Raw genomic sequence first — 23,442 nt, 5'->3', positions numbered from 1 at the left:
GTGGTGAGCATGAGCAGAAAACCTGCCGCACAGCCTCCCGCTAACCCGGTTGTACTGGGGAAGATGGGTGCCGCTTACGGCATTCGGGGCTGGCTCAAAGTGTTTTCTTCCACCGAAGAAGCCGAAAGTATCTTCGACTATCAGCCCTGGTTTATTCAGCACGCCGGTCAATGGCAGCTGGTCGAACTGGAAGGCTGGAAGCACCACAATCAGGACCTGATCATCAAAGTCAAAGGCGTTGACGATCGGGATGCCGCGGCTCAATTAACCAATTGCGAAATTACGGTTGATTCCGCGCAGCTGCCACCGCTGGAAGAGGGTGATTACTACTGGAAAGACCTGATGGGTTGCAAAGTAGTAAACCTCGAAGGCTACGAAATGGGCAAAGTCATTGATTTGATGGAGACCGGCTCGAACGACGTTCTCGTCGTTAAGGCAAACCTGAAAGATGCATTCGGTGCACAGGAACGGTTAATACCGTTTCTTGATGAACAGGTTATCAAGAAAGTCGATCTCTCTACTGGCACTATTGAAGTAGATTGGGATCCTGGTTTTTGATCTCCGGACAAACCGGTAACGCAACGGCGAACGCGATGTGGATTGGTGTTATTAGCCTGTTTCCAGAGATGTTTCGCGCTATTACCGATTACGGGGTAACTGGCCGGGCAGTAAAAAATGGCCTGCTCAACATCGAGAGCTGGAGTCCTCGTGACTTCGCGCACGACCGGCACCGTACCGTAGACGATCGTCCTTACGGCGGCGGACCGGGGATGTTGATGATGGTGCAACCCTTGCGGGACGCCATCCACGCAGCGAAAGCAGCGGCGGGGGAAGGTGCTAAGGTGATTTATCTTTCACCTCAGGGACGCAAACTCGACCAACAGGGCGTTTGCGAACTGGCGACACATCAGAAGTTGATTCTGGTCTGTGGTCGCTATGAAGGAATAGATGAGCGCGTTATTCAAACCGAAATTGATGAAGAATGGTCAATCGGTGATTACGTACTCAGTGGCGGTGAGCTGCCAGCCATGACGTTAATTGACTCGGTCGCCCGGTTTATTCCTGGCGTGCTGGGAAAACAGGCGTCAGCCGATGAGGATTCGTTCTCGGATGGTTTGCTGGATTGCCCGCACTATACCCGACCTGAAGTGTTAGAAGGAATGGATGTACCGGCAGTTTTACTGTCGGGGAACCATGCCGATATTCGCCGTTGGCGCCTGAAACAGTCGCTAGGCCGTACCTGGCTGAGAAGACCTGAACTTCTGGAAAACCTGGCTCTGACTGAAGAGCAAGCAAGGTTGCTTACTGAGTTCAAGCGTGAACATCAGCAGCAACAAAACGATGAGGCGGAAGAGTAATCTTCCCTGACTATCAGTTTACCCAGGATAAGAGATTTAATTATGAGCAACATTATCAAGCAACTTGAACAAGAGCAGATGAAACAGGACGTACCTTCCTTCCGTCCGGGTGATACCGTGGAAGTGAAAGTATGGGTCGTTGAAGGTTCTAAGAAACGTCTGCAGGCATTCGAGGGCGTGGTTATCGCTATTCGTAACCGCGGTCTGCACTCTGCATTCACTGTTCGCAAGATTTCTAACGGCGAAGGCGTTGAGCGTGTCTTCCAGACTCACTCTCCGGTAATTGACAGCATCGCTGTTAAACGTCGTGGTGCTGTGCGTCAAGCCAAACTGTACTACCTGCGTGAGCGTACTGGTAAGTCTGCTCGTATCAAAGAGCGTCTTAACTAAGAGCTCGCGTAAGCGACATCTCAAAGTTAATAGCAAACAAGGGGTTGGCATCTGCCAGCCCCTTTTTTTATCCGCGTTTTAAGTGATAAATGGCGGTATTCACCGGGCCACTTTCCAGCACGATTAAACCGTAGCGGTAATCGACAAAGCTGAAGCCACTGCGCTCTGCCACTGCGCGGCTGGCGCGGTTATCTGCTGCTGCAAGAATCTCCAGCAACTTCACCTCGGGTGACTGGAAGCCTAACGCAATCAGTTGGGCGACTGCGCGTGTTGCTACTCCCTGACGCTGAGCTGTCGATCGGACCCAATAACCTAATGCGCAAAATTCTCCAGGCTGTTGAGCAAAACGAATACCGGCACCGCCCAGCAACTGATCGTTTTCATCGACAATCGCGAACTCTTCGGCTTCTCCTTTGACGCGCTGGATATGAGTAAAGTTGATCCAACTGCTAGCCTCATCGCTGCAATAATTATCGTGTGCCCACGCCATCCAGGGCGTCAGACTGGTGAGGGATTCATTCACTGCCTGGGCAAAAGAGGCGGCGTCCTGCAAATGAAAAGGTCGAAGACCAACATGGCGAATACTCATAAAACTGATCCTGAAAAGCTACGTATAACAGAATGTTAGCGCAGGTCGGCGCAATAATCTTATGTTGTTTTGAATGTTGGTGTAATTAATTATTTACACTTACTTATTGGGCTTGTGGGGTATTTTTTTAATTTAACATCATGTTTTTAAAATAATAAATTTATATTTTTCATGGTGAGGAAATGATGTGGTAATAAAAGTGTACATCTGTGGATTGCATCATTTACGGCTTATGGTAAAGTGAGCGCCATCCTCAGTGAGGATCCCAACACGCATAAACGAGTAAAAAGGATCGCTATCATGCAAAAAGACGCGCTGAACAATGTGCATATCGCCGATGAACAAATTTTAATTACCCCCGGAGAACTGAAGGCGAAATTCCCGCTGAGTGCTGCTCAGGAAGCGCAAATTGCCGCTTCACGTCAGACTATCTCCGATATCATCGCTGGCCGCGATCCGCGACTGCTGGTGGTATGTGGTCCTTGTTCAATCCACGATACTGAAGCTGCACTTGAATACGCGGGTCTGTTGAAAAACCTTTCTGAACAGTTGAAGGATCAGCTGTACATCGTTATGCGTGTCTATTTTGAGAAACCCCGTACTACCGTCGGCTGGAAAGGGTTGATCAACGATCCCTATATGAACAACTCGTTTGATATGGAAGCCGGGCTGCACATTGCGCGTCAGCTGCTGGTGAACCTCGTGGAGATGGGACTGCCGCTGGCGACGGAAGCGCTCGATCCGAATAGCCCACAATACCTTGGTGATCTGTTCAGCTGGTCAGCGATTGGTGCGCGTACCACCGAATCTCAGACCCATCGCGAGATGGCTTCAGGTCTTTCCATGCCGGTTGGCTTTAAAAACGGTACTGATGGTAGCCTGGGCACTGCAATTAACGCCATGCGCGCTGCTGCGATGCCGCACCGTTTTGTCGGTATCAACCAGGCCGGTCAGGTTTGCCTGTTGCAGACCCAGGGCAATCCGGATGGTCATGTGATCCTGCGTGGTGGTAAAGCACCCAATTACGGCCCGGAAGATGTTGCACAGTGTGAAAAAGAGATGCTCAAAGCGGGACTGCGTCCGGCCTTAATGATAGATTGCAGCCATGGCAATTCTAACAAAGACTATCGCCGTCAGCCCGGAGTAGCCGAATCGGCTATTGCCCAGATTAAAGATGGAAACCGCTCCATTATTGGCCTGATGCTGGAAAGCCATATTCATGAAGGCAACCAGTCATCTGAGCAGCCGCGTAGTGAGATGAAATACGGTGTGTCCGTCACCGATGCCTGCATCAACTGGGATACTACCGAAACCTTACTGCGCGAAATCCATCAGGATCTGCAGGGAGTGCTGTCGGCGCGTCTGTCACACGAGGTGTAATGAGTCATGGTGGCTGAACTGACCGCGCTACGCGATCAAATCGATGAAGTAGATAAAGCCCTGCTCGGGTTGCTGGCGAAGCGACTCGAGCTGGTTGCTGAAGTAGGTGAAGTAAAAAGCCGTTATGGCTTACCGATTTATGTGCCAGAACGCGAAGCCAGTATGCTGGCTTCACGTCGTCAGGAAGCCGAGGCGCTCGGTGTACCACCGGATCTGATTGAGGATGTGCTGCGCCGTCTGATGCGGGAATCCTACACCAGTGAAAACGACAAAGGCTTTAAAACTCTGTGTCCGACGCTGCGTCCGGTGGTGATTGTCGGTGGCCGTGGTCAGATGGGGCGTCTGTTTGAGAAGATGCTGAACTTGTCTGGTTATCAGGTTCGCTTGCTCGATAAAGAGGATTGGGACCAGGCTGACGCGTTATTGAAAGATGCCGGTATGGTGATTATCAGTGTACCGATCCATCTGACAGAACAGATTATCGCGCAACTGCCAACGTTGCCGGAAGACTGCATTCTGGTCGATCTGGCATCGGTGAAGAATCGACCATTGCAAGCGATGCTGGCGGCTCATAATGGCCCGGTGTTGGGGCTGCATCCGATGTTTGGTCCGGACAGTGGTAGCCTGGCAAAACAGGTTGTGGTGTGGTGCGACGGGCGTCAGCCAGAGGCGTATCAGTGGTTCCTTGAACAGATTCAGGTGTGGGGTGCACGGCTCCACCGCATCAGTGCTGTTGAACATGACCAAAACATGGCCTTTATCCAGGCGCTGCGTCACTTCGCGACCTTTGCGTATGGTCTGCATCTGGCGGAAGAGAACGTCAATCTGGATCAGCTGCTGGCATTGTCCTCACCGATTTATCGGTTGGAGCTGGCGATGGTTGGGCGGTTGTTTGCTCAGGATCCACAGCTTTACGCAGATATCATTATGTCCTCAGAAAGCAATATCGCGCTGATTAAGCGTTACTATCAGCGCTTTGGTGAGGCGATTACCTTACTGGAGCATGGTGATAAACAAGCGTTTATTGAGAGCTTCCAGCGTGTGGAACACTGGTTTGGTGACTACGCGAAACGCTTCCTGGTTGAGAGCCGCAGCATGTTGCGTTCAGCCAACGACAGCCGACAATAAAAGAAAAGGGCATCCGCAAGGATGCCCTTTTGCTTAGATGCGCGGCTCTACCGGCACCACATTCTCACCCGGATAACAGCCGAGCACTTTCAACGAACGCGTCAGACCGCGTAACTCTTCCAGCGCGCGCTGCATGCTGTCAGATTGCAGATTGCCTTGCACATCGATGTAAAACATCTCTTCCCACGGGTTGCCGTTAATCGGGCGCGACTCCAGCTTGCTCATGATCAGGTTGTGCTGACGCAGAACCAGCAGCGCTTCAACCAGCGCGCCCGCCTGTTGGCCCGTCGCCATAATCAACGTTGTCTTTGCCGGAACCTGGTCGGAGACATCAATCGGCTTACGTGCCAGCACAATAAAACGTGTATGGTTCTGCTGCTGATTAGCCAGATCACGTTCCAGCACCTGTAATTGATACAACTCGCCACCGGCTTCGCTGCCGAGTGCGGCGACTTTTGGTGAATTCATCGCAGCCACTTTTTCCATCGCGGCGGCAGTGCTTTCGGTGTACTCAATTTTCCATTGCGGGAAACGGTTGATGAATTGGCTGCACTGTTGGAATGGTTGGGGATGGCTGTAGACGGTTTCAATCTGCTGTAAATCGGTGTTGCCACTGACTAACACGCAATGTTCGATAGGAATGGTCAGCTCACCCACAATCGACAGCGAGGTTTGTTGCAGCAGGTCATAAACGTCATTGATGGAACCAGAAGAGGTGTTCTCAATCGGCATCACCGCATAGTCAGCCTGACCGCTTTCCACTTGCTGAATGATATCCTGAAACTTAAGACAACCACTTTCCACCATCGAATCGAAGTGACGGGCGGCGTATTTGCGTGCCGCAAGGTGTGAATAGGAGCCTTTCGGACCGAGAAACGCAATACGCGGGGCATGAGCATGCGGATGGTTGAGATTCTTTTGCAGCAACGCCTGCTGGGTCAGCACAGAATCCTCAATCACCAGTTGGAAAAGACGTGTGATGTAATGTGCATCAAGCTGGTGTTTCTTCCCAAGAGTAATCAGGTTTTCCAGCAGGGCACGCTCACGTTCGACATCGCGGATCGGGCGATGGGTTGCCAGTTTGGCTTGCGCCACTTCAACTGCCAGGCTGCGGCGCTCAGCCAGTAACGTCAGTAGCTTCTCATCAACAGCGCTGATTTTGTCGCGTAATGCCAGCAGTGGATTATCGGGGTTCATAAGGCTCACCTGTAAGCTGTCCAATAAAAAAGCCTCCCGGTTGGGAGGCTTTGTTGTTCGTCTTCGCATTCATTTTCACATGACGAATCGCCTCCCAATCAGGGGAAGGTAAAAAAGAATGCGAAGAAGAACGGCAGATGTTTCATGGTAGTTTCCATAAATAAAGTGACCCGAGATTAACCGCACTGATTTAAGGCTGTCAATAAAAAACGCGCCCGTAGGCGCGTTGCTGAGAGAATCGGGGTTTATCCCGCCGGAGTAAAATCTTTAACACTCGTGGTAGCGCGACGCGCTTCAGGTTTGTGTTGCGCTTTATTGAGCTGTCGCTCCAGCTTGGCAATCAGGTCGTTGATTGCGGTGTACATATCATCATGTTTCGCGCTGGCGACCAGCGTACCGTTTGGTGTGTTAATCGTGGCGTCGGCCACAAATTCTTTCGGCTCTTTCGATAACACAATGTGCGGATTTATCAGGTGAGTTTGCCATTTTTCCAGCTTGGCGAGACGGTCTTCGACATGGTTGCGGATAGCCGCAGTGATTTCCATTTGTTTACTGGTAATGTTCAGAATCATCATTCAAACCTCTCTGTCATTTCCGTCTGGGTAGGTCCAGCATACCGCGGAAACGCGGAAAATGTGTGATCAAGATCACGTAAAAATGTCACTTTTTGTCAATGCCAACAAATTGTGAGAAAGGCCGGGAAAGTGGCGGAAAAAGCTTGAAGCGCGGGGATGAACGGGGCAAGATTGACGAGTTAACCGGGGCGATAAATCCGATTTTTGTCTGATTTTTCACCAAAAAAAAGCAGCCAATGAAGGCTGCTTTTTTGTTGGCTGAGAATCAGGCGTTATTGGCGGCGATAATTTTCGCCACTTTATCGGCCTCAGCAGTCAGTTGAAGCTGGCGATAGGCATTTTCCATCAGCGGCAGCGCCTCATGAGTGGCTTGCGCGTCCGGATAATCTCTCATCATCCCTTCTACACGGTTAACAACAGCGACATAAGCACCGCGCTTGGTATAGAATTGCGCCACTGAAAGTTCATACTTCGCCAGGCGCTCTTTCAGGAACACCAGGCGTTTCTGCGCATCTGCGGCATATTGGCTGTTCGGGTAACCGCGCAGCAGCTGGGAGAAGTCGCGGAATGCATCACGGGCATGGGTCGGATCGCGATCGGAACGATCAATACCGAAGAAGCCCTGTAGTGCGGAATCATCCAGCGCCATATCCGTCAGACCTTTCATGTAAATGACGTAGTCGATGTTCGGATGAGTCGGGTTGAGACGCATAAAGCGTGCGATAGCGGCTTGCGCCAGCGGCAGATCGGCATTTTTATAATACGCGTAGATCAAATCCAGCTGTACCTGCTGAGAATACGGGCCAAACGGATAGCGGTTATCCAACGCTTCCAGTTGCTTAATCGCCGCTTTAAAGTTACCGTCCTGCAGTTTTTGCTGAGCTGTGGCGTAAATCTCAGACGGCGGGCTGTCCGGTACTGTGTCCTTAGAACCGGAGCAACCCACCAGTGCCAGGCTCAGTGTGGCAGCAGCCACCAGATGTTTCATACGCGTCATGACGAAATGATTATCCTCAAAGTGTTATGGCGGAAGCTGTCCGTGTAGCTCCCGGTAATGACCAGGTACGATAGCACATTATATTAAACGGCATCGCCGTGAAAACCCAACGTTAACGAAGAAGCTGTATATGGCACAACAAGTTCAACTCACCGCAACGGTGTCCGAAGCACAACTTGGACAACGCTTAGATCAGACTTTGGCGGAATTGTTCCCTGATTATTCACGTTCTCGCATAAAAGAATGGATCCTCGAGCGTCGCGTCAGCGTCAATGGCACCGTGGTCGACAAACCGAAAGAAAAGGTTCTGGGCGGCGAGCAGGTGTCGATCAGCGCTGAAATCGAAGAAGAACAACGCTGGGAAGCGCAAAATATCCCGTTGAATATCGTCTATGAAGACGACGATATCATCGTCATTAATAAACCCCGCGACCTGGTGGTGCACCCTGGTGCAGGCAATCCAGATGGGACGGTGCTGAATGCGCTGCTTTACCATTATCCGCCGATCGCTGATGTACCGCGTGCGGGTATTGTCCATCGTCTGGATAAAGACACCACCGGGTTGATGGTGGTGGCAAAAACCGTTCCGGCACAAACCCATCTGGTTGAAACCCTGCAACTGCGCGAAATTACCCGTGAGTACGAAGCGGTAGCGATTGGCACCATGACGGCGGGTGGTACGGTAAATGAGCCGATGGCGCGTCACTCGACCAAACGTACCCATATGGCGGTGCATCCGATGGGCAAACCGGCGACCACGCATTATCGCATCATGGAACATTTCCGTGCGCACACCCGTTTGCGTCTGCGTCTGGAAACGGGGCGTACCCACCAGATTCGTGTGCATATGGCCCATATCAACCATCCGCTGGTAGGCGATCCGCTTTACGGTGGTCGTCCTCGTCCTCCGAAAGGTGCTTCCGACGAGTTTATCGCGACGTTACGTGGCTTCGATCGCCAGGCGTTGCACGCGACTATGCTGCGTCTCTACCATCCGATCACAGGTATTGAGATGGAGTGGCACGCGCCGTTGCCGCAGGATATGGTTGATTTGATCGACGCCCTGAAAGCCGACACCGATATGTTCCGCGATCAGCTGGACTGGTTATGAGTGACCTGATCATCCCGGACTGGCCAGCACCGGCTCTGGTTCGGGCATGTTCCACAACGCGTCACGGCGGAGTAAGCCTGGCGCCCTGGAACTCACTGAATCTCGGCGGTCATGTCGGCGACAGTGAAGATCATGTGATGCTTAATCGTCAGCGTCTGGTTGAGCGGGCACAATTGCCCGCTATGCCGCAATGGCTCAATCAGGTGCACGGTCAGGATGTGGTGCGTCTGCCCCATGATAACTTGATTCCTGATGCGGATGCGGCGATCACCCGTGAAGCAGGTGTGGTTTGTGCTGTGATGACGGCGGATTGTTTGCCCGTGTTATTTTGCGCCCGTGATGGCAGCGAGGTCGCCGCAGCCCATGCGGGGTGGCGTGGCTTGTGTAATGGTGTGCTGGAACAGACACTGGCGCAATTTCACTGTCCCCCCAATGAGATTTATGCGTGGCTGGGGCCGGCCATTGGCCCACAGGCTTTTGAAGTGGGTGCCGAAGTTCGAGCGGCATTTATGGCGCATGATATTCGTGCCGATGCGGCATTTCGTCCGGTCGGGGAAAAATATTTTGCCGACATCTGGCTGTTGGCGCGTCAGCGTCTACAGGCGGCAGGTGTGCACTCCATCAGTGGATCATCGCGCTGTACCTGGCATGAAAACGACGATTTTTTCTCCTTCCGACGCGATCGTATCACCGGGCGTATGGCAACTTTGATTTGGCTGAGATAACCTTACGCCACAAGACGATCCAGTAGCGTATTTTTTGCTCACAACTCAGGTCATTAACCTTGAAAAATTTGAGGGATGACCTCATTTAATCTCCAGTAGCATTTTGACCTGTAACGGGAGGAATCATGCGTCTGGATCGTCTTACCAACAAATTCCAGTTGGCCCTGGCCGATGCACAGTCCCTTGCTCTGGGACACGATAATCAATTCATTGAACCCCTTCATGTGATGAGCGCATTGCTCAATCAGGAAGGCGGATCGGTGCGTCCGTTGCTCAGTGCCGCGGGTGCCGATGTGGCTGGCCTACGTACCGGCATTGATCAGGCTATTAATCGATTACCACAAGTTGAAGGCACGGATGGCGATGTACAGCCGTCCGCCGATTTGGTGCGTGTGCTCAACCTGTGCGACAAACTGGCGCAAAAGCGCAACGATAACTTTATTTCATCTGAATTATTTGTTCTGGCGGCCCTGGATTCACGCGGTTCGTTGGCGGATTTACTGAAATCTGCCGGCGCAACCTCAGAAAAACTCGCTAAGGCCATCGAGCAATTGCGAGGGGGAGAGAACGTGAACGACCAGGGGGCTGAAGATCAGCGTCAGGCATTAAAAAAATACACCATCGATCTGACCGAGCGTGCCGAAATGGGCAAACTCGATCCGGTGATCGGTCGTGACGAAGAAATACGTCGTACCATTCAGGTGTTGCAACGCCGTACCAAAAATAACCCGGTACTGATTGGTGAGCCAGGGGTGGGTAAAACTGCGATCGTTGAGGGGCTGGCACAGCGCATCATCAATGGTGAAGTACCGGAAGGGCTGAAAGGTCGTCGGGTACTGGCACTCGACATGGGGGCGCTGGTGGCTGGCGCGAAATATCGTGGTGAATTTGAAGAGCGCCTGAAAGGGGTGTTGAACGACCTGGCGAAGCAGGAAGGCAACGTCATCCTGTTTATTGATGAGCTGCATACCATGGTGGGTGCCGGTAAAGCCGATGGCGCCATGGATGCCGGTAATATGCTGAAACCTGCGCTGGCGCGCGGTGAGCTTCATTGTGTCGGTGCCACGACGCTGGATGAATATCGTCAATACATTGAAAAAGACGCTGCGCTGGAGCGTCGTTTCCAGAAAGTCTTTGTTGCTGAGCCGAGCGTTGAAGACACCATCGCTATTTTGCGTGGCCTGAAAGAGCGTTATGAACTGCATCACCATGTGCAGATTACTGACCCGGCGATTGTGGCAGCGGCAACGCTTTCGCATCGTTATATTGCAGACCGTCAATTGCCGGATAAAGCCATCGACTTGATCGATGAAGCCGCGTCCAGCATTCGTCTGCAAATTGATTCGAAACCCGAACCGCTAGATCGACTCGACCGCCGCATCATCCAACTCAAACTGGAGCAGCAGGCTCTGAAGAAAGAGTCTGATGATGCCAGTGTTAAACGTCTGGAGATGCTGGAAACAGAACTCGACCAGAAAGAGCGTGAATACGCCGAGCTGGAAGAAGAGTGGAAAGCAGAAAAAGCGTCTCTGACCGGGACGCAGAATATCAAGGCTGAACTGGAGCAGGCGCGATTGTCGCTGGAGCAGGCGCGTCGTGTGGGTGATTTGGGGCAGATGTCTGAATTGCAGTACGGCAAAATCCCGGCGCTGGAGAAACAACTGGCAGCGGCAACCCAGTCAGAAGGCAAAACCATGAAACTGTTACGTAACCGCGTAACGGATGTGGAAATTGCCGATGTGCTGGCGCGCTGGACCGGTATTCCGGTGGCCCGCATGATGGAAGGAGAACGCGATAAACTGCTGCGGATGGAGCAGGAGCTGCATGCGCGTGTTATCGGCCAGGATGAGGCGGTTGAAGCGGTGTCGAATGCCATTCGACGCAGTCGTGCAGGGTTGTCCGATCCGAATCGTCCGATTGGTTCCTTCCTGTTCCTAGGGCCGACCGGGGTGGGTAAAACTGAGCTGTGCAAAGCGCTGGCAAACTTCCTGTTCGACAGCGACGACGCCATGGTGCGTATCGACATGTCCGAATTTATGGAAAAACATTCGGTATCGCGTTTGGTGGGGGCACCTCCGGGATATGTCGGCTATGAAGAGGGCGGTTATCTGACTGAAGCGGTGCGTCGTCGTCCCTATTCAGTGATTTTGCTGGATGAGGTAGAGAAAGCGCATCCGGATGTGTTCAACATTTTGCTGCAGGTGCTGGATGATGGCCGCTTAACCGATGGGCAGGGTCGCACGGTCGATTTCCGTAACACGGTAGTAATCATGACTTCGAACCTGGGATCGGATTTGATTCAGGAACGGTTTGGTGCGCTGGATTATCCTGAAATGAAGGATTTGGTGATGTCGGTTGTTGGTCATCATTTCCGTCCGGAGTTTATTAACCGTATTGATGAAGTGGTGGTCTTCCATCCGTTGGGTGAAAAACACATTGCATCTATCGCGCAGATTCAGTTGCAGCGGTTGTATAAACGTCTGGAGGAGCGTGGCTATCAGCTACACATTTCGGACGAAGCAATTCGCTTGTTGGGAGAAAATGGTTACGATCCGGTTTACGGTGCACGACCGCTGAAACGTGCTATCCAACAGCAGATTGAAAACCCATTGGCACAACAGATTCTTTCTGGTGCGCTGGTCCCGGGTAAAACCATCGAGATGGATGTGAAAGATGATGCGATTGTCGCGCATCAATAGATAAAATGACGATAACGGGCCTGCGGGCCCGTTTTTTATGCCTTTCGCCCAGGATTTTGCTGCATTTTGCAACGCCTTGCCTGGAAAATGAGCGGTCGCGCAAAAAGTTTAAATTAGCGCTTGTCAGTCAGAATTATCTCCCTATAATGCGCCTCCACTGACACGGCAAAGCGGCAACGCAGACGGTCAGCGAGGGACGAAGTGATTCATCCCGCCAGAGAAAAATCTCGAAAAAGTGATTGACTCTGAAGGAGGAAGGCGTAATATACGCCACCTCGCGACAGACGGTTAACCCGCTGCTCGCACTGCTCTTTAACAATTTATCAGACAATCTGTGTGGGCACTCGCAGGATTGATATCAAAAGTCTACGGACTTAAAAAATATCAAGTCTCAAGAGTGAACACGTAATTCATTACGAAGTTTAATTCTTTGAGCATCAAACTTAAATTGAAGAGTTTGATCATGGCTCAGATTGAACGCTGGCGGCAGGCCTAACACATGCAAGTCGAACGGTAGCACAGAGGAGCTTGCTCCTTGGGTGACGAGTGGCGGACGGGTGAGTAATGTCTGGGGATCTGCCCGATGGAGGGGGATAACTACTGGAAACGGTAGCTAATACCGCATAACGTCGCAAGACCAAAGTGGGGGACCTTCGGGCCTCACACCATCGGATGAACCCAGATGGGATTAGCTAGTAGGTGGGGTAACGGCTCACCTAGGCGACGATCCCTAGCTGGTCTGAGAGGATGACCAGCCACACTGGAACTGAGACACGGTCCAGACTCCTACGGGAGGCAGCAGTGGGGAATATTGCACAATGGGCGCAAGCCTGATGCAGCCATGCCGCGTGTATGAAGAAGGCCTTCGGGTTGTAAAGTACTTTCAGCGGGGAGGAAGGGATGATGTTTAATACGCATCATCATTGACGTTACCCGCAGAAGAAGCACCGGCTAACTCCGTGCCAGCAGCCGCGGTAATACGGAGGGTGCAAGCGTTAATCGGAATTACTGGGCGTAAAGCGCACGCAGGCGGTCTGTCAAGTCGGATGTGAAATCCCCGGGCTTAACCTGGGAACTGCATTCGAAACTGGCAGGCTAGAGTCTTGTAGAGGGGGGTAGAATTCCAGGTGTAGCGGTGAAATGCGTAGAGATCTGGAGGAATACCGGTGGCGAAGGCGGCCCCCTGGACAAAGACTGACGCTCAGGTGCGAAAGCGTGGGGAGCAAACAGGATTAGATACCCTGGTAGTCCACGCTGTAAACGATGTCGACTTGGAGGTTGTGCCCTTGAGGCGTGGCTTCCGGAGCTAACGCGTTAAGTCGACCGCCTGGGGAGTACGGCCGCAAGGTTAAAACTCAAATGAATTGACGGGGGCCCGCACAAGCGGTGGAGCATGTGGTTTAATTCGATGCAACGCGAAGAACCTTACCTGGCCTTGACATCCAGAGAACTTAGCAGAGATGCTTTGGTGCCTTCGGGAACTCTGAGACAGGTGCTGCATGGCTGTCGTCAGCTCGTGTTGTGAAATGTTGGGTTAAGTCCCGCAACGAGCGCAACCCTTATCCTTTGTTGCCAGCGATTCGGTCGGGAACTCAAAGGAGACTGCCGGTGATAAACCGGAGGAAGGTGGGGATGACGTCAAGTCATCATGGCCCTTACGGCCAGGGCTACACACGTGCTACAATGGCGCATACAAAGAGAAGCGACCTCGCGAGAGCAAGCGGACCTCATAAAGTGCGTCGTAGTCCGGATTGGAGTCTGCAACTCGACTCCATGAAGTCGGAATCGCTAGTAATCGTAGATCAGAATGCTACGGTGAATACGTTCCCGGGCCTTGTACACACCGCCCGTCACACCATGGGAGTGGGTTGCAAAAGAAGTAGGTAGCTTAACCTTCGGGAGGGCGCTTACCACTTTGTGATTCATGACTGGGGTGAAGTCGTAACAAGGTAACCGTAGGGGAACCTGCGGTTGGATCACCTCCTTACCTGAAGATACTTTCCTTCGAAGTGCTCACACAGATTGTCTGATGAAAACGTAATGAGCAAGACGGCTGCGAAGTCGTGACACTTCATGTGTCCCCTTCGTCTAGCGGTTAGGACTCCGCCCTTTCACGGCGGCAACAGGGGTTCGAATCCCCTAGGGGACGCCACTTGCTTGGTGACAGGTGAAAGGTGTCGCTGCTCAGTATCTCAAAACTGGCTTACGAGTCATGTTTGAGATATTTGCTCTTTAACAATCCGGAACAAGCTGAAAATTTGAAACGACACGTTGTTTCATTTCTCCGTAATAAGAAATGAAAGCGATGTGTTCGAGTCTCTCAAATGCTTGCAGTCTGCATGCGTTGCAAAACGCCTGTGGGTTGTGAGGTTAAGCGACTAAGCGTACACGGTGGATGCCCTGGCAGTCAGAGGCGATGAAGGACGTGCTAATCTGCGAAAAGCGTCGGTAAGGTGATATGAACCGCAACAGCCGACGATGTCCGAATGGGGAAACCCAGTGCACTTGTGCACTATCGTTAACTGAATACATAGGTTAACGAGGCGAACCGGGGGAACTGAAACATCTAAGTACCCCGAGGAAAAGAAATCAACCGAGATTCCCCCAGTAGCGGCGAGCGAACGGGGAACAGCCCAGGACCTGAATCAGTTTGTGTGTTAATGGAAGCGTCTGGAAAGTCGCGCGATACAGGGTGACAGCCCCGTACATGAAAATGCACATTCTGTGAGTCCGATGAGTAGGGCGGGACACGTGGTATCCTGTCTGAATATGGGGGGACCATCCTCCAAGGCTAAATACTCCTGACTGACCGATAGTGAACCAGTACCGTGAGGGAAAGGCGAAAAGAACCCCGGCGAGGGGAGTGAAACAGAACCTGAAACCGTGTACGTACAAGCAGTGGGAGCACCTTCGGGTGTGACTGCGTACCTTTTGTATAATGGGTCAGCGACTTATATTCTGTAGCAAGGTTAACCGTATAGGGGAGCCGCAGGGAAACCGAGTCTTAATTGGGCGTTAAGTTGCAGGGTATAGACCCGAAACCCGGTGATCTAGCCATGGGCAGGTTGAAGGTTGGGTAACACTAACTGGAGGACCGAACCGACTAATGTTGAAAAATTAGCGGATGACTTGTGGCTGGGGGTGAAAGGCCAATCAAACCGGGAGATAGCTGGTTCTCCCCGAAAGCTATTTAGGTAGCGCCTCGTGAATTCATCTCCGGGGGTAGAGCACTGTTTCGGCTAGGGGGCCATCCCGGCTTACCAACCCGATGCAAACTACGAATACCGGAGAATGTTATCACGGGAGACACACGGCGGGTGCTAACGTCCGTCGTGAAGAGGGAAACAACCCAGACCGCCAGCTAAGGTCCCAAAGTCATGGTTAAGTGGGAAACGATGTGGGAAGGCCCAGACAGCCAGGATGTTGGCTTAGAAGCAGCCATCATTTAAAGAAAGCGTAATAGCTCACTGGTCGAGTCGGCCTGCGCGGAAGATGTAACGGGGCTAAACCATGCACCGAAGCTGCGGCAGCGACACTATGTGTTGTTGGGTAGGGGAGCGTTCTGTAAGCCGCTGAAGGTGGACTGTGAGGTCTGCTGGAGGTATCAGAAGTGCGAATGCTGACATAAGTAACGATAAAGCGGGTGAAAAGCCCGCTCGCCGGAAGACCAAGGGTTCCTGTCCAACGTTAATCGGGGCAGGGTGAGTCGACCCCTAAGGCGAGGCTGAAAAGCGTAGTCGATGGGAAACAGGTTAATATTCCTGTACTTGGTGTTACTGCGAAGGGGGGACGGAGAAGGCTAGGTTATCCGGGCGACGGTTGTCCCGGTTTAAGCGTGTAGGCTTGCATTCCAGGCAAATCCGGAATGCTTTAAGGCTGAGGCGTGATGACGAGCCACTACGGTGGTGAAGTAACTGATGCCCTGCTTCCAGGAAAAGCCTCTAAGCTCCAGGTAACACGAAATCGTACCCCAAACCGACACAGGTGGTCAGGTAGAGAATACCAAGGCGCTTGAGAGAACTCGGGTGAAGGAACTAGGCAAAATGGTGCCGTAACTTCGGGAGAAGGCACGCTGGCATTAGGTGAAGGGACTTGCTCCCGGAGCTGAAGCCAGTCGAAGATACCAGCTGGCTGCAACTGTTTATTAAAAACACAGCACTGTGCAAACACGAAAGTGGACGTATACGGTGTGACGCCTGCCCGGTGCCGGAAGGTTAATTGATGGGGTTATCCGTAAGGAGAAGCTCTTGATCGAAGCCCCGGTAAACGGCGGCCGTAACTATAACGGTCCTAAGGTAGCGAAATTCCTTGTCGGGTAAGTTCCGACCTGCACGAATGGCGTAATGATGGCCAGGCTGTCTCCACCCGAGACTCAGTGAAATTGAAATCGCTGTGAAGATGCAGTGTACCCGCGGCAAGACGGAAAGACCCCGTGAACCTTTACTATAGCTTGACACTGAACATTGAGCCTTGATGTGTAGGATAGGTGGGAGGCTTTGAAGTGTGGACGCCAGTCTGCATGGAGCCAACCTTGAAATACCACCCTTTAATGTTTGATGTTCTAACGTAGGCCCGTAATCCGGGCTGCGGACAGTGTCTGGTGGGTAGTTTGACTGGGGCGGTCTCCTCCCAAAGTGTAACGGAGGAGCACGAAGGTTGGCTAATCCTGGTCGGACATCAGGAGGTTAGTGCAATGGCATAAGCCAGCTTGACTGCGAGAGTGACGGCTCGAGCAGGTGCGAAAGCAGGTCATAGTGATCCGGTGGTTCTGAATGGAAGGGCCATCGCTCAACGGATAAAAGGTACTCCGGGGATAACAGGCTGATACCGCCCAAGAGTTCATATCGACGGCGGTGTTTGGCACCTCGATGTCGGCTCATCACATCCTGGGGCTGAAGTAGGTCCCAAGGGTACGGCTGTTCGCCGTTTAAAGTGGTACGCGAGCTGGGTTTAGAACGTCGTGAGACAGTTCGGTCCCTATCTGCCGTGGGCGCTGGAGAATTGAGGGGGGTTGCTCCTAGTACGAGAGGACCGGAGTGAACGCACCACTGGTGTTCGGGTTGTCATGCCAATGGCATTGCCCGGTAGCTAAGTGCGGAAAAGATAAGTGCTGAAAGCATCTAAGCACGAAACTTGCCCCGAGATGAGTTCTCCCTGACTCTTTGAGAGTCCTGAAGGGACGTTGAAGACGACGACGTTGATAGGCCGGATGTGTAAGTGCAGCGATGCATTGAGCTAACCGGTACTAATGACCCGTGAGGCTTAACCTTACAACGCCAGAGGCGTTTTGAGTTGAGAGACGCGAGAATTTTCAGCTTTGTTCGAACGGATTGATTCGTATGGCCTGTGAGGGCGGTACGGATAAACAGAATTTGCCTGGCGGCTGTAGCGCGGTGGTCCCACCTGACCCCATGCCGAACTCAGAAGTGAAACGCCGTAGCGCCGATGGTAGTGTGGGGTCTCCCCATGCGAGAGTAGGGAACTGCCAGGCATCAATTAAGTGAAGAAGCCCTGAACGAAAGTTCAGGGCTTTTTTACGTCTGCGTATTTCGTCGCGGCGCGATTTATCGCGCATTTTTCTGCGTCCGGAACAATAAAACCCGCGCGATAAATCGCACCGCAACGGGTAATGATGCGATAAATCGCACCCGGTAAAACGTGGGGCGAGCAGGCTGCGACAAATTCGTAGATTTTGCCATCAGGCGTGAATCCAGTTCACGTAACAGGCCAACAAATGCTTTACTGAATTCTTTAGCGTTTATTATTCGCAAGGAAAGAGGTAAAGATGACAGACTCTCTACAACAAAAAGTGGTACATCACGACACGACGGCCATCAGCAAACAACGCATATGGGCGATTGTTGGGGCTTCATCCGGTAATCTGGTTGAATGGTTCGACTTCTACGTTTACTCCTTCTTCTCACTCTATTTTGCCCATATCTTTTTCCCATCGGGCGACACCACCACCCAACTTCTGCAAACCGCAGGCGTCTTTGCTGCCGGCTTTTTGATGCGTCCTATCGGAGGCTGGCTATTTGGTTATATTGCCGACCGTCACGGACGCAAAAACTCCATGCTGATCTCGGTCTGCATGATGTGCTTCGGTTCGCTGGTGATTGCCTGCCTGCCCGGTTACGCTGAAATCGGCATTGCAGCGCCAGTTATCCTGCTGCTGGCTCGGATGTTTCAAGGACTTTCCGTGGGCGGCGAATATGGCACCAGCGCGACCTACATGAGTGAAGTAGCCCTGGAGGGACGTAAAGGATTCTACGCATCATTCCAGTACGTGACCTTGATTGGTGGTCAATTGTTGGCCGTGCTCACGGTAGTGGTGTTGCAGCTGCTACTCAGTGATGAGCAGTTGCACAGTTGGGCCTGGCGTATTCCTTTCTTCCTCGGGGCCATTCTGGCGGTGGTTGCGCTGTGGTTACGCCGCTCACTCAACGAAACTTCAGAGAAAAAACACCGTGAGCATCGTGATGCCGGCAGTATACTGGGCCTGCTACGCAACCATTCGCGTGCATTTCTGATGGTGCTGGGATTTACCGCTGGCGGTTCACTCAGCTTCTATACCTTCACCACTTACATGCAAAAGTATCTGGTGAATACCGCAGGAATGGATGCGCGTTCGGCGAGTGGGTTGATGACTGGCGCTCTGCTGGTCTTTATGTTGATTCAACCCATTATTGGGGCGCTCTCGGATAAAATTGGGCGTCGATCCTCCATGATGATATTCGGTGCAGGAGCCGCCATTTGTACCGTACCTATCCTGACGTTGCTGCAAAATGTGCAGAGCGGCTGGCTGGCGTTTGTTCTGGTGATGCTGGCATTGATAATCACCAGCTTCTACACCGCCATCAGCGGCATTCTGAAGGCTGAAATGTTTCCACCTGAAGTGCGGGCGCTTGGTGTTGGGTTATCTTATGCGGTGGCGAATGCCATCTTTGGTGGTTCAGCGGAGTACGTCGCGCTATTGCTGAAAAAAGAAGGAATTGAAACCAGTTTCTTCTGGTATGTTTCGGCGATGGGGGCATTAGCTTTTCTGGTTTCGCTGATGCTGCTTCGTAAAGGCAAGGGCATCGCGTTGTAACAGAAGGCCAGCCGCTCCTGATGGGCGGCTGGCGAAGCCGCCATCACAACAAACGGCTGATTAAACGATCGATACGGATACGGCGCAGACGGCGAATCAACTTGCGTACTTTTGCCGGATAATCGGCGATGCTTTCCAGCTCACGGAAATGCTGCACCACCGTGGTATGAGTCCGAATCAGCGCCAATTCTTTCTCTCGCTGTTCAGCCAGTTGGTTTAGCGGATCATGGATAAGTACCGCGTTTTCCAGATCAAGTCGCCAGGCGCGCGGGTTAAGGTTATTCCCGGTGATCATCATCCACTCATCGTCGACCCATATGCCCTTCAGGTGATAGCTATTTTCGCCATCTTTCCACAAACGCACTGTCAGTTGTCCGTTGTTGACGTAGTACTGCAAGCGGCTCAGGAAACGACGTAAGTTAATCTCGTAGAGATAAGGCAGCGCACCAATGATCTTAAAGGGTTGCTCCGGTGGGATATAGAAATCGTTAGCGGTTTTGTCCCCAACAATGATCTCCACTTCCTTCCCCTGACGCAGCAAATGGATCAGATTACGTACCAGAATAGCAGGCAGGTTGAAATATGGGGTGCACAGGGTGAGTTTACGCTCAGCGCAGGGCATCAAATGGAAGATGGTTTTATTCAGTAGGCTGCGTTTACCCAGGCCAACCAACGGTGTCACCGTCAGACTTTCATTGCCCGAGTTTCCGGAAAACTGATAATTAAAGCCACGCAGATCCTGGCGGAACTGTCGGGTTTCGTTTTTGATTTCCGGGCTGGATGGGCGTTCGGACTGGTCAAGACGATGCACCGCATCAGATTGCTTCAGGTTAGCGCAAATCCATTGATACATGGTGTCTGCCAACTGCGGGTTACGAATCAGCTGGTAGCGGTCATAACGGTAGCGATCATGCTGGTGCAAATAAACATCGTTGAGGCTGGCACCGCTATACAACAAGGTATCGTCAATGATAAAGCCTTTCAGATGCAGCACACCTAGCGCTTCACGCGTATTGACCGGAATACCATAAACCGGAATCGCGATATCCGGATGTTGTGAGGCCATTTCACAATACCAGTCGGCATTGGTGAGACCGCGCGCTGCGCCAATGCGGCCACGCTGGGCACGATGCCAGTCCACCAAAATACTGATATCCAGCTCTGGACGAGCCTGACGAGCAGCATACAACGCCTGCATAACTCCACGCCCGCCATCATCATTTTCCAGATACAGCGCAGCGATACAGATACGTTTTTCCGCAGTGGCAATTTTCGTCAGCAGGGTTTCACGGAACTCAACAGGCGAGTAGAGCGTGGTCACGTCCGAAACGGATTGTGACAGTTTAGGCAGCTGTGCGAGGTGTTGTTGGTGTTTATTACGTTTGAATTTAGACAACATCACGGTGCACTTCTTCTCTGTTCATCGCATGGCCTTTTGCCATCAAATCATGATCCTAACGCTAAATGATAACATCAACCGAGCCTACAGGGAGGATTTTTACCTTTCTCTACAAGGTTAGTTGATGGCATCGTTCAGCGGCAAATTAAGGCTGACAATTCCGTCATCCAGTTGAATACTCACGCGAAAGTTAAGTTTTCGCGCCAGGGTAATCATGCCGGTATTGTGTGGCATGGTGATACCGTTCAATTGTTGCAGACCGTGATCGCGGGTATAGCGGATCATCTTCTCCAGCAGACGTCTGCCCATACCCAATCCTTTCAAATCCGATCGTACCAGCACGGAAAACTCAGCATCAATATTGTCGGCGTCTGAAATTGCACGCGTCACCCCGATAATTTCATCATGACCCGCGTGCTGACGGACGGCGACAATCGCCATCTCGCGGTCATAATCGATTTGCGTCATATTCGCCAGATCCTCGTGGGTGAACTCATTGATCTCACTGAAATAGCGATAATAAAGATCTTCTTTCGTCACCAGCGCAATAAAGTCCCGCAGTAGCGGCTCATCTTCTGGCAGGATCGGGCGGAACAGGCAATGCTGACCATCTTTCAGTTCAACCTGCTCCTCAAGGTGGTGAGGATAGGGGCGAATCGCCAGCCGCGCTTCGTTATCGCCCTGGAACGGAGCGAGCTGTAGCGTGACATCCAGCAGGGTAAATTCGTCACCGGCGGCCAGCAGCGGATGAATATCCAGCCGCTGGATCTCCGGGCAATCAACCACCAGGTTAGAAACCTGAACCAGCAACTGACTGAGTGCAGGAATGTTCAGGGGCTGCAACGCACTGCGACTGCGAACTTTGCCGCTTTTCATCGCCTGGATCACCAGATAGCGCGCCAGCGTCATGTTCAGGGGGGGCAAAGCTACGGCAGCTTGCTTATCTGGCTGCCATTCCACGCCGCCTTCTCCCAACATAATAATCGGGCCAAACAGCGGATCCTGTTCCACCACTATGCGCAGCTCCTGTGCACCCGCGCGGTTGGCCATGCTCTGCACCAGCAGGCCATCAATCCGTGCCTCGGGATGGGTTTGCCGAACACGGTCAAAAATCGCGTCGGCGGCCAGTTTGACTTCACTGGCGCTGCGCAGATAAAGCATCACCCCCTGCACCTCAGACTTGTGCGGGATATCCGGTGAGCGCAACTTCAACGCCACCGGATAGCCGATCTGACTAGCGATGCTGGCCGCCGCAGAGCTGTCAGCGGCAATCCAGGTCGATAGGGTTGCCAGGCCATAAGCCTGCAACACCGGCTGGACTTCATGCGTGTCCAGCGTGGTGATGCCCTGGTCCAGCGCCTGCTGAATAAGCTGATGCGCCTGCGCGCTGTTTTGCGTCAGGCCCAACGGTAGCGCAGGCGTTTCCCGTAACTGCTTCTGATTACGGCGGTACTCCACCTGATGCATAAAGGCTGTCACTGTCCCTTCCGGCGTACGCCAGGTTGGAATTCCTGCCTGGGTGAAGGCGCGACGAGCCGCCTGCGAGGAAAATTCACCGCACCAGTTGGTCAGCAATGTCACCTGCTTGCCGCGTGGATGGCGCGCAACCGCCGCAATAATCTGCTCGGCAGTTTCGCTGGCCGGTGACACGGCACTGGGGGCGTGAATGATCATCAAGGCATCCAGTTCATGACTATCCAGCAACTTCTCAATGCAGGCGACGTAGCGCTCGGGTGTGGCATCATCTTTCAGATCGAGCGGATTGCCACGCCCGACACCGGCCGGCAACTGTGCTGCCAGCGCCTGCAAGGTTTCCTCGCTTAGCGTCGCCAGTTTGCCATTGCGCGCGTATAACTCGTCCAGCGCCAGTGCCGCCGGGGCGGCGCCATTGCTGATAATCATTAAACGATCGCCACGTAATGGGCGCATATGGCTGAGCGACTCCACTGCGGAGAACAGTTCATGAGTATCCTGCACCCGCAGCAAACCGGCACGCTGGATGGCTGCATCCCAGGCAGCATCCAGCCCACTGCGGGAACCAATCATTGCCTGTGCCTGGTGGCTACGCCCGCTTTTGATCACCAGAATCGGTTTATTGCGCGAGGCGCTACGCGATGCTGAGACAAAGCGGCGCGCATCGCTAAGATGTTCCAGATAGAGCAGGATGGCGCTGGTTTTGCCATCACGAGCGAGGAAATCAAGCAGGTCATCGACATCGATATCGAGGCTGTCGCCCAGTGCGATAAACCAGGAGAAACCAAGATTACGCTGCTGCGCCCAGTCGAGAATGGTGTTGGATACCGCCGCCGATTGCGAAATAAACGCGATACGACCTTTGGCAATGGGTACCGGGGAGAAACTGGCGTTAAGTCCTTGCCAGGGGGCGAGCAGGCCAAGGCTGTTGGGGCCGAGCAGGCGGATTTGCCACTGACTGGCGCAGGCTTTCAATTCATCCAGTTGTTCTGGAGGAGCGGAAAGAATGATGCACGCTTTACAACCTTTCTCCCCCAGTTGTTGAAGCAACGCCTGATTACGTTTGGCATGAGTACAGATGATGGCAAGATCGGGGGCAAAAGGCAGGCTGGCGATATCGGGCCAGGCGAGCACGCCGCTCACCGCCTTGTACTTCGGCGTTACCGGCAATACCGGGCCACTAAAACCGCCCGCCAGCAGGTTACGCATCATAAAATAACCCGCGCGCCCCGGTTTTACCGACGCACCGATTACCGCAATGGATTTAGGTCGTAACAGCGCTTCCAGTCCGCGTTGGCTCATCATGCACTCCTGACATGGGGGATGGCGTG

Annotated in this window: 16 protein-coding genes, 1 tRNA gene, 3 rRNA genes and 1 other annotated feature; of the genes, 13 read left to right on the top strand and 7 right to left on the bottom strand. The window is 52.6% G+C overall.

What is annotated here, in order from left to right; all coding sequences use genetic code 11:
- Window positions 1–9: 9 nt before the first annotated feature.
- The 3 genes from rimM to rplS are packed head-to-tail and all read left to right on the top strand — an operon-like array spanning window position 10 to window position 1,748.
- Entirely contained in the window at window positions 10–558 is a 549-nt protein-coding gene (gene rimM, locus AC6I8N_RS15625) for a ribosome maturation factor RimM (RefSeq protein WP_497829429.1), read from the top strand.
- Window positions 559–593: 35 nt separating this feature from the next.
- Window positions 594–1,358, top strand: a complete 765-nt coding sequence (trmD, locus tag AC6I8N_RS15620; protein ID WP_021184497.1) for a tRNA (guanosine(37)-N1)-methyltransferase TrmD — start codon at window positions 594–596, stop codon at window positions 1,356–1,358.
- 42 nt (window positions 1,359–1,400) lie between these two features.
- Window positions 1,401–1,748 carry a 50S ribosomal protein L19 gene (gene rplS / locus AC6I8N_RS15615; protein ID WP_013510201.1) on the top strand — a complete coding sequence of 116 codons (348 nt, stop codon included), beginning with the start codon at window positions 1,401–1,403 and terminating at the stop codon, window positions 1,746–1,748.
- Window positions 1,749–1,815: 67 nt separating this feature from the next.
- Here rplS and AC6I8N_RS15610 read toward each other — a convergent pair whose 3' ends face one another.
- Window positions 1,816–2,337 carry a GNAT family N-acetyltransferase gene (locus tag AC6I8N_RS15610; protein ID WP_208723748.1) on the bottom strand — a complete coding sequence of 174 codons (522 nt, stop codon included), beginning with the start codon at window positions 2,335–2,337 and terminating at the stop codon, window positions 1,816–1,818.
- A 300-nt stretch (window positions 2,338–2,637) separates the two neighbouring features.
- Here AC6I8N_RS15610 and AC6I8N_RS15605 point away from each other — a divergent pair, with 300 nt between their 5' ends.
- Together AC6I8N_RS15605 and tyrA are read left to right on the top strand one after the other, a co-directional pair.
- Window positions 2,638–3,717 (top strand): 3-deoxy-7-phosphoheptulonate synthase, encoded by a 1,080-nt coding sequence (locus tag AC6I8N_RS15605; RefSeq protein ID WP_021184457.1) that lies wholly within the window; start codon window positions 2,638–2,640, stop codon window positions 3,715–3,717.
- A 6-nt stretch (window positions 3,718–3,723) separates the two neighbouring features.
- Window positions 3,724–4,845 carry a bifunctional chorismate mutase/prephenate dehydrogenase gene (gene tyrA / locus AC6I8N_RS15600; protein ID WP_497829428.1) on the top strand — a complete coding sequence of 374 codons (1,122 nt, stop codon included), beginning with the start codon at window positions 3,724–3,726 and terminating at the stop codon, window positions 4,843–4,845.
- A gap of 33 nt (window positions 4,846–4,878) precedes the next feature.
- On the opposite strand, the gene pheA is transcribed toward tyrA, so the two are convergent.
- The 4 genes from pheA to bamD all read right to left on the bottom strand — a co-directional run bounded on the left by pheA (window position 4,879) and on the right by bamD (window position 7,614).
- Window positions 4,879–6,042, bottom strand: coding sequence for a bifunctional chorismate mutase/prephenate dehydratase (gene pheA / locus AC6I8N_RS15595; RefSeq protein ID WP_021184455.1), 1,164 nt, complete (start codon window positions 6,040–6,042; stop codon window positions 4,879–4,881).
- A gap of 22 nt (window positions 6,043–6,064) precedes the next feature.
- Window positions 6,065–6,189 (bottom strand) — a sequence feature (Phe leader region).
- On the bottom strand, window positions 6,141–6,188 hold the full coding sequence (gene pheL / locus AC6I8N_RS15590) for a pheA operon leader peptide PheL (RefSeq protein ID WP_100703679.1): 48 nt from the start codon (window positions 6,186–6,188) through the stop codon (window positions 6,141–6,143). Its footprint overlaps the feature before it by 48 nt.
- A gap of 98 nt (window positions 6,190–6,287) precedes the next feature.
- Window positions 6,288–6,614, bottom strand: coding sequence for a ribosome-associated translation inhibitor RaiA (raiA, locus tag AC6I8N_RS15585; RefSeq protein ID WP_013510195.1), 327 nt, complete (start codon window positions 6,612–6,614; stop codon window positions 6,288–6,290).
- Window positions 6,615–6,882: 268 nt separating this feature from the next.
- Window positions 6,883–7,614, bottom strand: coding sequence for an outer membrane protein assembly factor BamD (gene bamD / locus AC6I8N_RS15580; protein ID WP_021184453.1), 732 nt, complete (start codon window positions 7,612–7,614; stop codon window positions 6,883–6,885).
- 130 nt (window positions 7,615–7,744) lie between these two features.
- On the opposite strand from bamD, the gene rluD reads away from it, so the two are divergent.
- From rluD to AC6I8N_RS15540, 8 genes are all read left to right on the top strand, one after another.
- A complete protein-coding gene (gene rluD / locus AC6I8N_RS15575; RefSeq protein WP_021184452.1) occupies window positions 7,745–8,725 on the top strand; it encodes a 23S rRNA pseudouridine(1911/1915/1917) synthase RluD in 981 nt (326 codons plus the stop codon).
- Entirely contained in the window at window positions 8,722–9,450 is a 729-nt protein-coding gene (gene yfiH / locus AC6I8N_RS15570; RefSeq protein ID WP_497829427.1) for a purine nucleoside phosphorylase YfiH, read from the top strand. Before rluD ends, yfiH begins: the two co-directional genes overlap by 4 nt.
- A gap of 125 nt (window positions 9,451–9,575) precedes the next feature.
- Window positions 9,576–12,149 (top strand): ATP-dependent chaperone ClpB, encoded by a 2,574-nt coding sequence (clpB, locus tag AC6I8N_RS15565; RefSeq protein WP_021184450.1) that lies wholly within the window; start codon window positions 9,576–9,578, stop codon window positions 12,147–12,149.
- A gap of 445 nt (window positions 12,150–12,594) precedes the next feature.
- Window positions 12,595–14,136 (top strand): 16S ribosomal RNA (locus AC6I8N_RS15560).
- 90 nt (window positions 14,137–14,226) lie between these two features.
- A tRNA-Glu gene (locus tag AC6I8N_RS15555) sits at window positions 14,227–14,301 on the top strand.
- 216 nt (window positions 14,302–14,517) lie between these two features.
- A 23S ribosomal RNA gene (locus tag AC6I8N_RS15550) occupies window positions 14,518–17,419 on the top strand.
- Window positions 17,420–17,524: 105 nt separating this feature from the next.
- Window positions 17,525–17,640 (top strand): 5S ribosomal RNA (rrf, locus tag AC6I8N_RS15545).
- Together the 16S, 23S and 5S rRNA genes with 1 tRNA gene alongside form the textbook arrangement of a ribosomal RNA operon.
- A 294-nt stretch (window positions 17,641–17,934) precedes the next feature.
- Window positions 17,935–19,239, top strand: a complete 1,305-nt coding sequence (locus AC6I8N_RS15540) for an MFS family transporter (RefSeq protein ID WP_497829426.1) — start codon at window positions 17,935–17,937, stop codon at window positions 19,237–19,239.
- Window positions 19,240–19,282: 43 nt separating this feature from the next.
- Here the strand turns inward: AC6I8N_RS15540 and pssA are convergent, their stop codons facing one another.
- Window positions 19,283–20,638, bottom strand: a complete 1,356-nt coding sequence (gene pssA / locus AC6I8N_RS15535) for a CDP-diacylglycerol--serine O-phosphatidyltransferase (RefSeq protein WP_497830701.1) — start codon at window positions 20,636–20,638, stop codon at window positions 19,283–19,285.
- Between the two features lie 117 nt (window positions 20,639–20,755).
- Window positions 20,756–23,413, bottom strand: coding sequence for a bifunctional acetate--CoA ligase family protein/GNAT family N-acetyltransferase (locus tag AC6I8N_RS15530; protein ID WP_497830700.1), 2,658 nt, complete (start codon window positions 23,411–23,413; stop codon window positions 20,756–20,758).
- Window positions 23,414–23,442: the final 29 nt, after the last annotated feature.

This window comes from Pantoea sp. X-Soil-TKNS-1279, assembly GCF_059730565.1.
The sequence above is the reverse complement of the archived record's forward strand: the minus strand, read 5'-3'. Positions and strand labels throughout refer to the sequence as shown.

Bases quoted from the DNA above. Each gene is read 5' to 3' on its own strand.
- rimM (WP_497829429.1), top strand. From the start codon at position 10: ATGAGCAGAAAACCTGCCGCACAGCCTCCCGCTAACCCGGTTGTACTG.
- trmD (WP_021184497.1), top strand. From the start codon at position 594: ATGTGGATTGGTGTTATTAGCCTGTTTCCAGAGATGTTTCGCGCTATT.
- rplS (WP_013510201.1), top strand. From the start codon at position 1,401: ATGAGCAACATTATCAAGCAACTTGAACAAGAGCAGATGAAACAGGAC.
- AC6I8N_RS15610 (WP_208723748.1), bottom strand. From the start codon at position 2,337: ATGAGTATTCGCCATGTTGGTCTTCGACCTTTTCATTTGCAGGACGCC.
- AC6I8N_RS15605 (WP_021184457.1), top strand. From the start codon at position 2,638: ATGCAAAAAGACGCGCTGAACAATGTGCATATCGCCGATGAACAAATT.
- tyrA (WP_497829428.1), top strand. From the start codon at position 3,724: ATGGTGGCTGAACTGACCGCGCTACGCGATCAAATCGATGAAGTAGAT.
- pheA (WP_021184455.1), bottom strand. From the start codon at position 6,042: ATGAACCCCGATAATCCACTGCTGGCATTACGCGACAAAATCAGCGCT.
- raiA (WP_013510195.1), bottom strand. From the start codon at position 6,614: ATGATTCTGAACATTACCAGTAAACAAATGGAAATCACTGCGGCTATC.
- bamD (WP_021184453.1), bottom strand. From the start codon at position 7,614: ATGACGCGTATGAAACATCTGGTGGCTGCTGCCACACTGAGCCTGGCA.
- rluD (WP_021184452.1), top strand. From the start codon at position 7,745: ATGGCACAACAAGTTCAACTCACCGCAACGGTGTCCGAAGCACAACTT.
- yfiH (WP_497829427.1), top strand. From the start codon at position 8,722: ATGAGTGACCTGATCATCCCGGACTGGCCAGCACCGGCTCTGGTTCGG.
- clpB (WP_021184450.1), top strand. From the start codon at position 9,576: ATGCGTCTGGATCGTCTTACCAACAAATTCCAGTTGGCCCTGGCCGAT.
- AC6I8N_RS15540 (WP_497829426.1), top strand. From the start codon at position 17,935: ATGACAGACTCTCTACAACAAAAAGTGGTACATCACGACACGACGGCC.
- pssA (WP_497830701.1), bottom strand. From the start codon at position 20,638: ATGTTGTCTAAATTCAAACGTAATAAACACCAACAACACCTCGCACAG.
- AC6I8N_RS15530 (WP_497830700.1), bottom strand. From the start codon at position 23,413: ATGAGCCAACGCGGACTGGAAGCGCTGTTACGACCTAAATCCATTGCG.